Source organism: Streptomyces sp. SAS_270 (assembly GCF_052543295.1).
The window spans coordinates 1-16,939 of the sequence record NZ_JBMNDS010000105.1; the positions used below are offsets into that span (position 1 = coordinate 1).

Below are 16,939 nucleotides of genomic sequence, written 5' to 3' on the forward strand. Positions count from 1 at the left end.
CCCGGGGATGGCGGAGTTGACGGCCGAGCTGACCGCGCTGGGCGCCGACGTGTCGGTGGCGGCCTGCGACGCCGCCGACCGCGACACCCTCGCCGCCCTGCTCCAGGATGTCGACCTCTCAGCGGTGGTCCATGTCGCCGGAGTTCTCGACGACGGCATCATCGCCTCCCTCACCCCGGAACGGGTGGACACGGTACTGCGCCCGAAGGTGGACGCGGCCCTGAATCTGCACGACCTGACCGCCGACAAGAACCTCACCGCGTTCGTGCTGTTCTCCTCCGCAGCCGGAACGCTGGGCAACCCGGGCCAGGGCAACTACGCCGCCGCCAACACCTTCCTCGACGGCCTCGCCGCGCACCGCAAGGCGGCCGGGCTGCCCGCACAGTCCCTGGCCTGGGGTCTGTGGGGCGGTGGCATGGCCGGGGAGCTCAGCCAGGCCGACCTCGACCGGATGAGCAGCACCGGCGTGCACGCCCTCACCCCCGAACAGGGTCTGGAACTCTTCGACACCGCAAGCACCCTTGCCGCCCCCGCCCTGGTTCCCATCCGCCTCGACGCCAAGGCACTCGGCGCGGGCGACGGCGAACTGCCCGAACTCTTCCGCAGCCTGGTCCGCCGCCCGGCCCGCCGGGCGGTCAGCACCACGACCGGCACGGCCGGTGTTTCGGCCCTGGCCCAACGGCTCACCGGGATGACCCCCGAGGCGCAGGAGGCCGAGATCCTCGGCCTCGTCCGGGCCACCGCCGCCGCGACGCTCGGCCACGCCGGCCCCGAGGCCATCGACCCTGAACAGGCCTTCAGCGAACTGGGCTTCGACTCACTGAGCGCCGTCGAGTTCCGCAACGGTCTCGGCGAGGCCGCCGGCCTGCGCCTGCCCGCCACCCTCGTCTTCGACTACCCCAGCCCGTCCGTGCTCGCCCGGCACCTCGCCCAGGAGCTCACGGGCACCGGTGACGACACCACCGGCGCGGCCCCCACGGTGGTGGTGACCGACGGCGACCCGATCGTGATCGTCGGCATGAGCTGCCGCTATCCCGGCGGGGTGGAGACCCCGGAAGACCTGTGGCGGCTGGTCGCCGGCGGAGTGGATGCGGTCTCGGAGTTCCCGACCAACCGTGGCTGGAACATCGACGAGCTGTACGACCCCGAGTCCGAACGCCCCAACACCAGTTACGTCAAGCACGGCGGCTTCCTGCACCAGGCGGGCGACTTCGACCCCGACTTCTTCGGGATCAGCCCCAACGAGGCGTTGGCCATCGACCCGCAGCAGCGGCTGCTGCTGGAGACCTCCTGGGAGGCGATCGAGCGGGCCGGCATCGACCCGGCCGCACTGAAGGGCTCGGCCACCGGCGTCTTCGCCGGAATGATGTACCACGACTACCAGGACAACACGAACACCGGTTCCGTCGCCTCGGGCCGGGTGTCCTACACCTTCGGCCTCGAAGGCCCCTCGGTGACCATCGACACGGCCTGCTCCTCGTCGCTGGTGGCGCTGCATCTTGCGGCGCAGGCGTTGCGTTCGGGGGAGTGCTCGCTGGCGTTGGCCGGTGGCGTGGCGGTGATGGCGACGCCGGAGGCGTTCGTGGAGTTCAGCCGTCAGCGCGGGCTTGCTCCCGATGGCCGGTGCAAGTCCTTCGCTGCTGCCACCGACGGCACGGCCTGGGGCGAGGGCGTGGGCATGCTCCTGCTGGAGCGCCTCTCCGACGCCCGCACCAACGGCCACCCGGTGCTGGCGATGGTGCGCGGCTCCGCCGTCAACCAGGACGGCGCCAGCAACGGCCTGACGGCGCCCAATGGCCCCGCCCAGGTCCGTGTCATCCGCCAGGCCCTCGCCGGTGCCCAGCTCGCCCCCGACCACGTCGATGCGGTCGAGGCGCACGGCACGGGCACCACGCTCGGCGACCCGATCGAGGCCCAGGCTCTCCTTGCGACGTATGGCAAGGACCGGCCCGAGGACCAGCCGTTGTGGTTGGGATCCATCAAGTCGAACATGGGTCACACGCAGGCCGCGGCAGGGGTGTCGGGCATCATCAAGATGGTCGAGGCGATCAGGCACGGGGTGCTGCCGCCGACCCTGCACGTGGATGAGCCCACGCATCAGGTGGACTGGTCCGAGGGCAATGTGCGGCTGCTGACGGAGTCCCGGCCCTGGCCGGAGACCGGCCGTCCGCGTCGCGCGGGGGTGTCCTCCTTCGGTATCAGCGGCACCAACGCCCACGTCATCATCGAACAAGCCCCGACAGAGGAACGGCCCGCAGACGAGGGCACGGCTCCCGACACGGTCCTGTGGACCCTGTCCGGCAAAACCCCCGAAGCCCTGCGGACCCAGGCCGAACGCCTGCACACATACGCCGACACCGACCCCGCCCTGCGCCCGCAGGACATCGCCTACTCCCTTGCCACCCGCCGCACCGCGCTGGACTTCCGGGCAGCCGTGATGGGCTCGAACCGGGAAGAGCTGCTGGCGGCCCTCACCGCGTTCGTCGAGGGCAGGTCAGCCGCGGGAGTGGTGCAGGGCAGCGTGCGCGGCACCGGACGTACCGCCTTCCTGTTCACCGGTCAGGGGGCGCAGCGCATCGGGATGGGCCGTGAACTGCACGCCGCGTTCCCGGTGTTCGCCGACGCCTTCGACGCCGCACTCGCCGAGATCGATGCGCCGCTGCGCGAGGTCATGTGGGGGGAGGACGCCGAACAGTTGAGCCGTACGGAGTTCACCCAGCCCGCCCTGTTCGCGCTGGAAGTGGCGCTGTACCGGCTCCTCGAATCGTGGGGGATCAAGCCCGACTATCTGGCCGGGCATTCCATCGGTGAGTTCGCTGCCGCGCATGTGTCCGGGGTGCTGTCACTGGCGGATGCGGCGAAACTCGTGACCGCGCGGGGCCGGTTGATGCAGGCGCTGCCGGAGGGCGGCGCGATGGTCGCCCTGCAGGCCACCGAGGACGAGGTGCGTCCGCTGCTGGCCGACGGTGTGGGCATCGCCGCCGTCAACGGACCCACCGCAGTGGTCGTCTCCGGCGTCGAGGCGGAAGCTTTGCGGATCAAGGCGCACTTCGAGGCGGAGGGCCGTAAGACCACCCGTCTGAAGGTCTCCCACGCCTTCCACTCCCCGCTGATGGAGCCGATGCTCGCCGACTTCCGCGCCGTCGCACAGGAATTGACGTACAACGAGCCCTCCATCCCGATCGTGTCCACCCTCACCGGCGCCCTCGTCGGTGAGGAGTTGGGTGATCCGGAGTACTGGGTCCGTCATGTCCGTGAGGCGGTGCGTTTCGCCGATGCGGTGACAGTGCTGGAGTCGGAGGGAGTCACCCGGTTCCTGGAGCTGGGTCCCGATGGTGTGCTGACCGCGATGGCGCAGCAGTCCGTCGAGTCGGAGTCGGCGGTACTGACGGCCGCCCTGCGCAAGGACCGGGCCGAAGTGCCCACACTTCTGGGCACCGTGGCCCGGCTGCACGTCGTCGGACTCACGCCCGACTGGGCGGCGTTCTACGCCGGCACCGGAGTCCGAGCGCTCGACGACCTGCCGACGTACGCCTTCCAGCGCAGCACGTACTGGCTGGAGAGCGTCGTCGAGACCGGCAGCGCCCTGTCGGAGATGGGCATCGGATCCTCGGGGCATGCGCTGCTCGGCGCCGCCGTGACACTGGCCGACACCGACGGCGTGGTGCTGACCGGCCGGCTGTCCACGTCCGCACAGCCCTGGCTGGCCGACCACGCGGTCGGCGGCACCGTCCTCTTCCCCGGCACCGGCCTGGTCGAACTGGCGCTGGCCGCCGGCGACGAGGTCGGCTGCGACCTGCTGGAGGAACTCACGCTGGAGGCGCCGCTGGTGCTGCCCGAGCACGGCGCGCTCCAGGTCCAGGTATCCGTAGGAGCTCCCGGAGACACGGGCGCCCGGACGGTCGGCATCCACTCGCGCCCGGAAGCGGACGACGAACCGTGGGTGCGCCACGCCGTGGGCCTGCTCGCCGGGGCGGCACCGCAGCCCTCCTTCGACCTGGCGCAGTGGCCGCCGGCCGCTGCCGAGCCGGTGGACGTCGAGGGCCTGTACGAGGGGCTGGCGCAGGCCGGTCTGGAGTACGGGCCGGTCTTCCAGGGCCTGACAGCCGCCTGGCGCTCCGGCGAGGAGATCTACGCCGAGGTGGCCCTGCCCGAGGACACGGCCGTCGACAAGTTCGGGATGCACCCGGCGCTGCTGGACGCGTGCCTGCACGCCATCGGACTGCGTGAGGGCGGCGATGACCGTTCCGCGCGGCTGCCGTTCGCGTGGACCGGCGTGTCCTTCCATGCCTCGGGTGCCACCCGGGTACGGCTGAAGCTCACCTTCAAGGGAGAGGCGGTCGCGCTCACCGTCGCCGACGGCGCGGGCCGTCCGGTGGCGAGCGTGGAGAGTCTCGTCCTGCGGGAGATCTCCGCCGAGCAGCTGGCGGCGGCGGGATCCGCATTCCACGAGTCGCTGTTCCAGCTGGACTGGGTGGCGATGCCGGGGGCGCGGAGCGGACCGGTTCCCGCAGAGGTCACCGTGCTGCGTCCGGCCCCGGGGTCGGATGCCGAGACGGTACGGGCGTCCGTGCGCCACGCACTGGCCGAACTGCAGTCCGCCGAGGGCCCGTTGGTGTTCCTCACCCGGGGCGCGGTGGCGCTGGCGGGGGAGGATGTCACCGACCTGGCCGGCGCCGCCGTATGGGGTCTGGTCCGCTCCGCCCAGTCCGAGACGCCCGACCGCTTCGTGCTGGTCGACACCGACGAGGCCGGCGAGGAAGACGCCGTCGCCCTCGCGCTGGCGACCGGTGAGCCGCAGGTCGTCGTGCGCGGCACGGCCGCCTACGGTGCCCGGCTGGCCCGCACGCCCGCCACCGTGAACGAGGACGCCCCGGTGTTCACCGCCGAGGGCACGGTCCTGCTGACGGGTGCGAGTGGCACGCTGGGCGGGCTGTTCGCGCGGCATCTGGTGACCGCGTATGGAGTGCGGAGCCTGCTGCTGACCAGCCGCCGGGGTGAACAGGCGCCGGGGATGGCGGAGTTGACGGCCGAACTGGCCGAGCTGGGCGCCGAGGTGCGGGTGGCGGCCTGTGACGCCGCCGACCGCGACGCACTGGCCGCCCTGCTCCAGGATGTCGACCTGTCCGCGGTGGTCCACGTCGCCGGCGTCCTGGACGACGGCATCATCGCCTCCCTCACCCCGGAGCGGGTGGACAGGGTGCTGCGTCCGAAGGTGGACGCGGCCCTGAATCTGCACGACCTGACCGCCGACAAGAACCTGAGCGCGTTCGTGCTGTTCTCCTCCGCGGCCGGAACCTTCGGCAACCCGGGCCAGGGCAACTACGCGGCCGCCAACGCCTTCCTGGACGCGCTTGCCACCCACCGCAAGGCGGCCGGGCTGCCCGCACAGTCCCTGGCCTGGGGTCTGTGGGGCGGGGGCATGGCCGGGGAATTGGGTCAGGCCGACCTCGACCGGATGAGCAGCACCGGCGTGCACGCCCTCACCCTCGAACAGGGTCTGGAACTCTTCGACACCGCAAGCACCCTTCCCGCTCCGGCTCTGGTTCCCATCCGTCTCGACCTCAAGGCGCTGCGTTCGGCAGGCGAGAACCTGCCCGCCCTGTTCAAGGGACTCGTACGAACCCCGGCCCGGCGCACCGCCTCGGCGGGCGGCGGCCAGGCCGCGGCGAACGCACTCAAGCAACAGCTCACCGGCCTCTCCCCGGAAGAGCAGGAAGCCCTGCTGCTGGACACCGTCCGTACGAACGCGGCAACGATCCTCGGCCACGCGGGCGCGGATGCCGTCGACCCCGACCGGGCCTTCAGCGAGCTGGGCTTCGACTCGCTCAGCGCCGTGGAGTTCCGCAACCTGCTCAACGGCCTCAGCGGACTGCGCCTGCCGCCCACGCTGGTCTTCGACTACCCCAACGCCAGGTCGCTCACCGCCCACATACGAGCGGAGCTCGTCCCGGACTCGAATGGCCACGGCAACGCTGAGGGGTCGGGCGAGGCCGAGATCCGAGCGGTCCTGCAGACCATTTCGCTGGGCAGGCTGCGCGACGCGGGCCTGCTGGACGCCCTGCTCGAACTCGGCGGCGTCAGCGACGCACGGACCGAACCGGACGAGGCCGAAGAGGCCTGGGAGGGCTCGATCGACGACATGGATGCCGAAAGCCTCATCAGCCTGGCGCTCAGCGGCGGGGAAACGGGAGATGTGTAATGGCCGGCTCTGACCAGAACAAGATCGTCGACGCGCTCCGGTCGGCGCTGAAGGAGAGCGAGCGGCTGCGCGCCCAGAACAAGAAGCTCACCGCCACCCTCCGCGAACCCGTCGCCATCATCGGCATGAGCTGCCGCTACCCCGGAGGGGTGGAGAGCCCGGAAGACCTGTGGCGGCTGGTCGCCGACGGGGTGGACGCGGTCACGGAATTCCCCACCGACCGGGGCTGGGACGCCGACCAGCTCTTCGACCCCGAGGCCCAGCGCCCCAACACGACCTACGTCCGTGAGGGCGGCTTCCTGCACGACGCCGCCGACTTCGACCCCTCCCTCTTCGGTATCTCACCGAACGAAGCGCTCCTCATGGACCCGCAGCAGCGGCTGCTGCTGGAGACCTCCTGGGAGGCGATCGAGCGCGCCGGCATCGACCCGGCCGCACTGAAGGGCTCGGCCACCGGCGTCTTCGCCGGAATGATGTACCACGACTACGCCGCCAACGCGAACACCGGCTCCATCGCCTCGGGCCGCATCTCCTACGCCCTCGGCCTCGAAGGGCCGTCGGTGACGATGGACACCGCCTGCTCCTCGTCCCTCGTCGCCCTCAACTCCGCCGTGCACGCCCTGCGTTCGGGCGACTGCACCCTCGCCCTGGTCGGTGGCGTCTGCGTGATGGCAACGCCGGAGACCTTCGTCGAGTTCAGCCGCCAGCGCGGCCTGTCCCACAGCGGGCGCTGCAAGTCCTTCGCCGCAGCGGCGGACGGCACCGCCTGGGGCGAAGGCGCCGGCATGCTGCTGGTGGAGCGCCTCTCCGACGCCCGCGCCAACGGCCACCCCGTCCTCGCAGTCGTCCGCGGCATCGCCGTCAACCAGGACGGCGCCAGCAACGGCCTGACCGCGCCCAACGGTCCCGCCCAGGTCCGTGTCATCCGCCAGGCCCTCGCCGGTGCCCAGCTCGCCCCTGACCACGTCGATGCGGTCGAGGCGCACGGCACGGGTACCACGCTCGGCGACCCGATCGAGGCCCAGGCGCTGCTGGCGACGTATGGCAAGGACCGGCCCGAGGACCAGCCGTTGTGGTTGGGGTCGATCAAGTCGAACATGGGCCACACCCAGGCTGCGGCCGGGGTGTCGGGCATCATCAAGATGGTCGAGGCGATCAGGCACGGTGTGCTGCCGCCGACCCTGCACGTGGACGAACCCACCCACCAGGTCGACTGGTCCGAGGGCAACGTGCGGCTGCTGACGGAGTCCCGGCCCTGGCCGGAGACCGGCCGCCCGCGTCGCGCGGGGGTGTCCTCCTTCGGTATCAGCGGCACCAACGCCCACGTCATCCTCGAACAAGCCCCCGACCCCGACCCCGTCCCCGACGAGCCCACGACCGAGAGCGACCTGCCCGTCGTCCCTCTCCTCCTCACCGGCAAGACGGAACAGGCCCTCCAGGGCCAGGCCGAACGCCTGAAGACCCACCTCGAATCCCACCCCGACCTGCGCCCCCTCGACATCGCCCACTCCCTCACCAGCACCCGCACCGCACTGGACTTCCGAGCGGCCGTGATGGGCGCGAACCGCGAAGAGCTGCTGGCGGGCCTGTCCGGGCTGGCGCAGGGCGCCCCTGCCGCGGGTGTGGTGCAGGGCAGCGTGCGCGGCACCGGACGTACAGCCTTCCTGTTCACCGGGCAGGGGGCGCAGCGCATCGGGATGGGCCGTGAACTGCACGCCGCGTTCCCGGTGTTCGCCGAGGCTTTCGATGCGGTACTGGCTGAGATCGATGTGCCGCTGCGGGAGGTCATCTGGGGTGAGGACGCCGGGCGGCTGAGCCGTACGGAGTTCACCCAGCCGGCGTTGTTCGCGCTGGAGGTGGCGCTGTACCGGCTGCTCGAATCGTGGGGGATCAAGCCCGACTACTTGGCCGGGCACTCGATCGGCGAGTTCGCGGCCGCGCACGTCTCCGGGGTGCTGTCCCTGGCGGATGCCGCGAAACTCGTGACCGCGCGGGGCCGGTTGATGCAGGCGCTGCCGGAGGGCGGTGCGATGGTCGCCCTGCAGGCGACCGAGGACGAGGTACGCCCGCTGCTGGCCGACGGCGTGGGCATCGCCGCCGTCAACGGGCCCACCGCAGTGGTCGTCTCCGGTGTTGAGGCGGAGGCGCTGCGGATCAAGGCGCACTTCGAGGCGGAGGGCCGTAAGACCACTCGTCTGAAGGTGTCCCACGCCTTCCACTCCCCGCTGATGGAGCCGATGCTCGCCGACTTCCGTGCCGTCGCACAGGAGCTGACGTACGCCACTCCCTCCATCCCGATCGTGTCCACCCTCACCGGCACCCTCGTCGGCGACGAACTGCAGGACCCGGAGTACTGGGTCCGCCACGTCCGTGAGGCGGTCCGTTTCGCCGACGCGATCGGGGCCCTGGAAGCTGCGGGTGTGGGTACGTTCGTCGAGCTGGGTCCGGATGCGGTGCTCACGGCGATGGGCCGGCAGTCCGCCGAGGACGCGGCCTTCGTGCCCACCCTGCGCCGCGACCGCGACGAAACCCGCGAGACAGTGTCCGCGCTGGCACGGATCGCCGTACGGGGCGGGGCTGTTGACTGGACCGCGTTCTACGCCGGCACCGGAGCACGCCGCGTCGACCTGCCGACCTACGCCTTCCAGCGCCAGCGCTACTGGTTCCACACCCTGGACTACCTGGCCGAGTCATGGGTCGCCGCCGAACTGGGCGGCGGAGTCTCGGAAGCCGGCCTGGAGCCGACCGGGCACACACTGCTCGGCGCGGCCGTGCGCATGGCCGACGGCGACGGCGTGGTGCTGACCGGCCGCCTGTCGGTCTCGTCGCAGCCCTGGCTGGCCGACCACGCGGTCGGCGGCACCGTCCTGTTCCCGGGCACCGGCCTGGTCGAACTGGCGCTGGCCGCCGGCGACGAGGTCGGCTGCGACCGGCTGGAGGAGCTGACGTTGCAGGCGCCGCTGGTGCTGGCGGAGAGCGGTGGCGTCATCGTGCACGTCGTCGTCGACGAGCCGGACGAGTCCGGAACGCGCCGGGCGGTGCGGCTGTACACCCGTACGCAGGACACCGACGACGTCCAGTGGACCCTGCACGCCACCGGATCCCTGTCCGCCACTCCGGTCGAGCCCTCCTTCGACCTGGCGCAGTGGCCGCCGGCCGGTGCCGAGCCGGTGGACGTCGAGGGCCTGTACGAGGGGCTCGCGGAAGCCGGTCTGGAGTACGGGCCGGTCTTCCAGGGCCTGACGGCCGCCTGGCGGTCGGGCGAGGACGTCTATGCCGAGATCGCGCTGCCGGAGGAGACGAGCGTCGAAGGCTTCGCGGTGCACCCGGCACTGCTGGATGCCTGCCTGCACGCCATCGCGCTGCGTGACAGCGGCGGCGATGACCGCTCCGCGCGGCTGCCGTTCGCGTGGACCGGCGTGTCCTTCCACGCCTCGGGCGCCGACCGGGTACGGCTCTGGCTCTCGCCCGCCGGCACCGACGGCGTGTCCCTTCGGGTCGCCGACGAGGAGGGCCGCCCGGTGGCCACCGTCGAGACGCTCGCCCTGCGGGAGATCTCCGCCGGCCAGTCGGCGTCCGGACAAGCGGCGCTCAACGAGTCACTCTTCCAGCTGGACTGGGTCCCCCTGGCCGCCGCGAACGGCACGGCACCCGCCGACGTGAACGTCCTGCACACCACCCCCGGCACGGACGCCGAAGCGGTACGGTCCGCGGTACGCCACGCACTGTCCGAACTGCAGTCCGCCGAGGGCCCGTTGGTGTTCCTCACCCGGGGTGCGGTGGCGCTGGCGGGTGAGGACGTCACCGACCTGGCCGGCGCCGCCGTATGGGGTCTGGTCCGCTCCGCCCAGTCGGAGGACCCGGGCCGTATCTTCCTGGTGGACGCGGACGAAGGCAGCGTCGAAGACGCCGTCGCCCTCGCGCTGGCGACCGGTGAGCCGCAGGTCGTCGTGCGCGGTACGGCCGCCTACGGTGCCCGGCTGGCCCGTACGCCTGCCACCGTGAACGAGGACGCCCCGGTGTTCACCGCCGAGGGCACGGTCCTGCTGACCGGTGCGAGTGGCACGCTGGGCGGGCTGTTCGCGCGGCATCTGGTGACCGCGTATGGGGTGCGGAGCCTGTTGTTGACCAGCCGTCGGGGTGAACAGGCTCCGGGAATGGCGGAGTTGACGGCCGAGCTGACCGCGTTGGGCGCCGAGGTGTCGGTGGCGGCCTGCGACGCCGCCGACCGCGACGCACTGGCGGCCCTGCTTCAGGATGTGGACCTGTCCGCGGTGGTCCACGTCGCCGGCGTCCTGGACGACGGCATCATCGCCTCGCTCACCCCCGAGCGGGTGGACAGGGTGCTGCGCCCGAAGGTGGACGCGGCCCTGAACCTGCACGACCTGACCGCCGACAAGAACCTGAGCGCGTTCGTGCTGTTCTCCTCCGCGGCCGGAACCTTCGGCAACCCGGGGCAGGGCAACTATGCGGCCGCCAACGCCTTCCTGGACGCGCTTGCCACCCACCGCAAGGCGGCCGGGCTGCCCGCACAGTCCCTGGCCTGGGGTCTGTGGGGCGGTGGCATGGCCGGGGAGCTGGGTCAGGCCGACCTCGACCGGATGAGCAGCACGGGCGTGCACGCCCTCACCCCCGAACAGGGTCTGCAACTCTTCGACACCGCAAGCACCCTTCCCGCTCCGGCCCTTGTTCCCATCCGTCTCGACCTCAAGGCGCTGCGTTCGGCAGGCGAGAACCTGCCCGCCCTGTACCGGGGACTGGTCCGTGTCACCAGGCGTCGTAGCGGCCGGGTCAGGGCGGACTCCTCGGTGCTGCGCGGGCAGCTCGCCGCCCTGGAGCCGGCCGAGCGGGAGAAGGCGCTGCTGACGCTGGTGATGGAGCACACCGCCCGCGTCCTGGGGCACGCCTCGGTGGACGCCATCGTGGCCGAGCGGGACTTTCTGGAAGCGGGCGTGGACTCGCTCAGCGCGATGGAACTGCGCGGCGCCCTCAACGGCGTCCTCGGCATCGACCTGCCGCCGATGGCCGTGTTCGACAGCAAGACCCCTGCGGGGCTGGCCCGTGAACTCGTCGAGGTACTGGAGCGGTTCGACGGATCGGCCCCGGCCTCGGACGCCTCCGGCGCCCGGGCTGCCGAGGCCGACGAGGACACCGTGACGGGCCTGTTCCGTCAGAGCGTGCTGGCCGGCCGCACGACCCAGGCGTTCTCTCTGCTGCGCGCGGTCGCCGATCTGCGCCCGACCTTCGACAGCCACCGTGACCTCGCCGCTCCGCTGCGCCCGGTGCGGCTGGCCGACGGCCCGGCCCGGCCGCGGCTGATCTGCCTCGGCACACCCATGGCCACCGGAGGCACCCACCAGCACGCCCGGCTGGCCTCGCACTTCCGGGACATACGCCCCGTCACCAGCCTGCCCTCGCCCGGATTCGAGCGCGGCGAGAACCTGCCCGCCTCCGTCGACGCGCTCACCTCGGCCTTGTCCCACGCCGTGCTGGAGGCGGCGGAGGGCGAGCCGTTCGTGCTGTTCGGCTACTCCGCCGGAGGGCTCCTCGCCTACGCCACCGCGGGCCGCCTGGAGCGTGAACTGGGCACGCCGGCGGCGGGCGTGGTCCTCGTGGACACGTACGTGGTGACGCAGGAGAAGGGCGGCGGCATGCAGGCCCAGGTGTTCGAGCAGATGTCCGCCGCGCTGGTGGAACGCGACTCGCAGTACGGTCTGTTCGACGCGGCGGGCCTGTCCGCCATGCGCGCCTACTTCGACCTGCTGCCGCTGATCCCGCTGGACGCCGTCGACACCCCGGTGCTGTTCCTGGGCGCCGAGCGCAGCTTCCTCGCCGACGCCGACGCCGACGCCGACGCCGATGCCGGTGTTGCCGGTGGCGCCGTCGACGACTCCTGGAAGGCCCGGCCCTGGCATCCCGGCCACACCTACCGCTCCGTGCCCAGCGACCACTTCACCATCGTGGAGGAAGCGGCCGGGCAGACCGCGCGGAGCGTGCAGGAGTGGCTCTCCGGGGCGCTCTAACCCCTGCGGTCGTCCCTCCCGCCCGCCCGTCTGCCCCGTCTGCCCTGCCTGTTCCGCTCGTTCCGCTTGTTCCGCCTGCGTTGCCCGTCGGCAGCGCAGGCGGTGGCGGTGGCGGTGGTGGAAAGGGGGGTGGCAGGGCCGGGGCGGCGCAGGCAGTTCCACAGCCCATACAGGTGAAGAAGTGAGGATCCATGACACCGGCCCCGAGCGCCAAGGGAACCGTTCCGTTCGGCGAGTACAAGACCTGGTACCGCGTCACCGGCGACCTCGGCTCGGGCCTCGCGCCGGTCGTGGTGGTGCACGGCGGCCCGGGCTCCACGCACGACTATCTGCTGCCGCTGGCCCGGCTCGCCGAGGAGGGCCGGGCCATCGTGCACTACGACCAGATCGGCAACGGCGGTTCCACCCATCTGCCGGGCCGCGGCGCGGACTTTTGGACCGTCGAGCTGTTCCTCGCCGAGCTCGACAACCTGCTGACCTCCCTCGGCATCGCCGACAACTACGTACTGTTCGGCCAGTCCTGGGGCGGTCTGCTGGTGGCCGAGCACGCCGCCGCCCGCCCGGCCGGCCTGCGCGGCCTGGTGATCGCCAACTCGCCCGCCTCCTACCCGCTGTGGCTGGAGGAGATGGCGGTGCTGCGCGCCCAGCTGCCGCCCGGCGTCAACGAGACGCTGCTGCGCCACGAGGCGGCCGGGACGACGGACAGCGAGGAGTACTACGGGGCGATGACGCCCTTCTACGAGAAGCACGTCTGCCGCCTCAAGCCGTGGCCGCGCGAGTACCGGGCCTCGTTCTACGAGGTCTACAACGACCCGACGGTGTACTACGCCATGAACGGCCCCAGTGAGTTCCACGTCATCGGAACCCTGAAGGACTGGGGCGTGGAGGACCGCCTGGCGGACGTCGCCGTGCCGACCCTGGTCCTGTCCGGCCGCCACGACGAGGCCACCCCCAAGACGGTGCGCCCCTACGCGGAGCGGATCCCCGACGCGCGCTGGGTGGTCTTCGAGGACTCCAGCCACCTGCCGCACCTGGAGGAGCCGGAGGCCTTTCACGAGGTCATGACGGAGTACCTCAAGAGCCTGTGACGGGCCCTGCTCGGCCCTTTCGCCGAGGCGGTGGTAATTCCGCTGGAGAGTCGCTTGAATTTCGCTGGAGCCTGACTTGAATTCCGGTGGGCTCCGCGGTGTTTCGGGTATGGCGAGAAGCCGTACGTCAAATCGCCGGATGGTGCCGGTGGTGGCGTGCCGGGCAGGCGGCCGGGTCCTGGGCCGCGGCCCGCGGCAGGGCGCCCCGGGCCCGTTCTGAACTGCCAAGACGCCCTCGGGGGCGGTGACTTCGGGACGCTTTCGCGGTCTTCGAAACGGCCCTTTTTGGCCATCCGGAAGGGGCAGTGATCGGAGTGCTTCTCGACTTCCGCTTGAGCCGCGGAATTACCCTCCTTCGGCCGTGACGCGGCGCGGCTATGGTTTCGGATAAGGCCCTGCGTCACGCCCGGCGGAGGGACTTCCAGGGGAAGGGCCAGCCACAGAACTGCCGTCCGGGACGGCGTGGGACCGACCACCTCCCGCCCTCCTGACGGCCCGTCGCACACCGCCGCCCTGCCGGCAACTCCGCATCGCTCCCTATCCGATTGACCCTCCCTCCACTTTCTGCGTATGGTCTACACAATACCGCGTGCGCCGCACGCAGTAAAAAGCTCGATCCGATCACGGGAGGCATCGAACATGCCTGAAGTCACTCGCAAGGCAGGCCGGAAGGAGTGGACCGCACTAGGTGTACTCATGCTGGCCCTGCTGCTCGTGTCGATGGACATGTCGGTGGTGTACTTCGCCGTTCCGAACATCACCGAACAGCTCTCGCCCACCGCCACCGAGCAGCTGTGGATGTTCGACGCATACAGCTTCGTGCTGGCGAGCCTCTACATCACGATGGGCTCCATCGGTGACCGGATCGGCCGTCGCAAGCTGCTGATGGTGGGCGCGCTCATCTTCGGCATCGGCTCGATCATCGCGGCCTACAGCCAGAGCTCCGAGATGCTCATCTTCGCCCGCATCTTCCAGGCGGTCGGCGGCGCGACCCTCGAACCCACGGCGATGGCGCTGCTGCGGGTGATGTTCCGCGACCCGAAGGAGCGCACCAAGGCCGTCGCCATCTTCGTCGGCACACTCGGCATGGGAGTGACCGCGGGCCCGGTGCTCAGCGGTCTGCTCCTGGCCCACTTCTGGTGGGGCTCGATCTTCCTGATCAACGTGCCGTTCATGGTGATGCTGCTGATCTCGGCGCCGATGCTGCTGCCGGAGTCCAAGGTCTCGCGGGTCGGCAAGTTCGACGTGCTGGGATCGCTGCTCACCATCGTCGGTCTGTTCCCGCTCATCTACGGCATCAAGGAGATCGCGGCCAACGGCGCCGACTCGCTGCGGCTGGCCTGCATCGGCGTCGGTGTGGCCAGCCTGATCGCCTTCGCGATCCGCCAGCGTGCCTCCGACCACCCGATGCTGGACATGGCCCTGCTCAAGCGCCGTGCCGTCAGCGGCGCGGTGATCACCAAGCTCATCGGCTCCTTCGCGCTGATCGGCTTCACCGTCTTCACCGCGCAGTACCTGCAGTCGGTGCAGGACCGCACCCCGCTGAACGCGGCGCTGTGGAGCCTGGTGCCGTCGGTGGGGGTCGCCGTCATCCAGCCGACCACCGTCGCCTTCCTGGAGAAGGGCGTGCGGCGCTCCTCGGTCACCGCGGGCTGCTTCGCAATGGCGCTGGGCGGCTTCGCGATCATGACGCAGCTCGACGCGGGCTCGCCGCTGTGGCTGATGCTGGTGGCGATGAGCCTGCAGGCCGGCGGTCTGGTCTCGGTCCTGGGCCAGTGCACGGACATGCTGGTCGCCAACGTCAGTGAGGAGGAGGCCGGTTCGGGCACCGCGGTGCTCGAGACGGGTTCGCTGCTCGGCGGTTCGCTCGGCATGGCCCTGCTCGGCAGCGTCGGCGCCTACGTCTACGGCAACGACGTCAAGGACAAGCTGCCCAGCGGCCTGCCCAAGGACGCCTACAGCACCGCGCCCGACACCCTGGGCGGCGCGATCGTCGCGGCGCAGAAGCTGCCCGGCGAGAGCGGCCGCAGCGTTTTGCACGTGGCCCGCGACGCCTTCACCCACGGCCTCAACCTGGCGGCGGTGGTGGCCGGCGCCGTGGTCATCCTGGGCATGCTGTTCGTGACCGTGGCCCTGCGCAAGGTGCCCAACAACCCACAGACCGAGGAGGAGTCGGAGTCGACCGTGGTCGCACGGCAGACACCGGCCTCCTGGCCGGCCGACGCCGGCACCCCGGCGCCGGTCGCGATGGTGGCCGACCACACCCGGCCACAGGGGTACTGACCCACCGGCCGAACCCCGCCGGCAGACACGGGCCTTCGGCCGGCGAACACCCCCGGGTGCTCGCCGGCCGACAGGCCCGTGCCTGTTTCCCCGTCCCTTCCGGGGCGCGGTTGACCCGGACACCAGGTACTGCGTACGGTGAACGCTAAATAGTGTGTGGCGCACGCAGTACGTGTGTGTGCCGGGCCGCTGGGCTAGATTGTGGTGACGGTTCGTCGACACAGCCAACAGAGGGCGGGCGCATATGGGTAGCGACAGTGTCGTGGGCCTCCCGGCGAGCATCGAGGTGGCGTGGGGCCTGCGAGAGCCCTCCCACAAGGGCCCCAAGCGGGTCCTGAGTCTGGGACGGATCGTGGACACCGCCGTACGCCTCGCGGACCGCGAAGGAATCGGCGCCATCTCCATGAGCCGTATCGCCAAGGAACTCAACTCCTCGACGATGTCCCTCTACCGGTACGTCTCCGCCAAGGACGAGCTGCTGCCGCTGATGGTGGACGCCGCCTTCGGCCCGCCCGTCCCCCACCCGGACGCGAAACCGCACTGGCGGGCCGGGCTGGAGCACTGGAGCCACTCCTACCTGGCCGTGCTGCGCCGGCACAGCTGGGTGGTGCGCATCCCCATCAGCGGGCCGCCCGCGACACCCCACCAGATCGCATGGGCCGAACAGGGACTGTGCTTCCTGCAGCGCACCGGTCTGACCGAGGCGCAGAAGATGTCCACGATCCTGATGCTGGCCGGCCTGGTCCGCAACGAGGCCCAGCTCGCCCAGACCTACGAGGCCTTCTCGAAAACCGGGGCCGACGGCGCCGCATCGATGCTGGACTACCGCCGGCTCATCGAGAAACTGGCGGACGCGGACCGCTTCCCCGCCATCAACGCGGCCATGGAAGCAGGCGTCTTCGACAACTCCGACGGCGAGGAAGCGGAGTTCGGTTTCTCCCTGCACTGCGCCCTGGACGGCATCGAGGCACTGATGCGCCGCAGACGACGCGAAGCCCGCCAGGCCCAGCAGGATCAGTGACCCGGCGCCGGCTTCCGCGCCGCGTGGATCACCGAGCACTGCGTGGGCGGTCACTGCCCGCCGCGGCGCCGCAGATGACGGGAAGACTGCCGGCCCAGCCGGTTCAGTGACCCGGCGCCGGTGGCCGCCACCCTTCGCCGGCCGTCAGCAGGCTCGCGGCCCAGGCGTCGAGTAGTTCATGCCTGGGGCCGGCCGGAGGCACCGAGTGCTGTGTGGGCGGTCACCCGCCCCCGCCGCGGCACCGCAGATGACGCGAAGCCCGCCAGGCCCAGCCGGTTCAGTGACCCGGCGCCGGCTTCCGCCACGCCTCGCAGGCCGTCAG

The 16,939-nt window shown here is 71.1% G+C and carries 5 protein-coding genes; all 5 read left to right on the forward strand.

All coding sequences use genetic code 11. The features are described from left to right. The first annotated feature begins 16 nt into the window (after nucleotides 1-16). Nucleotides 17-6,202, forward strand: coding sequence for an SDR family NAD(P)-dependent oxidoreductase (locus tag ACN6LB_RS41155; RefSeq protein ID WP_445030349.1), 6,186 nt, complete (start codon nucleotides 17-19; stop codon nucleotides 6,200-6,202). Between the two features lie 47 nt (nucleotides 6,203-6,249). Then, nucleotides 6,250-12,225, forward strand: a complete 5,976-nt coding sequence (locus ACN6LB_RS41160; protein WP_445030365.1) for a type I polyketide synthase — start codon at nucleotides 6,250-6,252, stop codon at nucleotides 12,223-12,225. A 191-nt stretch (nucleotides 12,226-12,416) separates the two neighbouring features. Continuing rightward, nucleotides 12,417-13,313, forward strand: coding sequence for a proline iminopeptidase-family hydrolase (locus tag ACN6LB_RS41165; protein ID WP_445030350.1), 897 nt, complete (start codon nucleotides 12,417-12,419; stop codon nucleotides 13,311-13,313). 639 nt (nucleotides 13,314-13,952) lie between these two features. Beyond that, entirely contained in the window at nucleotides 13,953-15,596 is a 1,644-nt protein-coding gene (locus ACN6LB_RS41170; RefSeq protein ID WP_356143877.1) for an MFS transporter, read from the forward strand. A 244-nt stretch (nucleotides 15,597-15,840) separates the two neighbouring features. Next, nucleotides 15,841-16,617 (forward strand): TetR/AcrR family transcriptional regulator, encoded by a 777-nt coding sequence (locus ACN6LB_RS41175; RefSeq protein WP_356143879.1) that lies wholly within the window; start codon nucleotides 15,841-15,843, stop codon nucleotides 16,615-16,617. The last annotated feature ends 322 nt before the right edge of the window (nucleotides 16,618-16,939 follow it).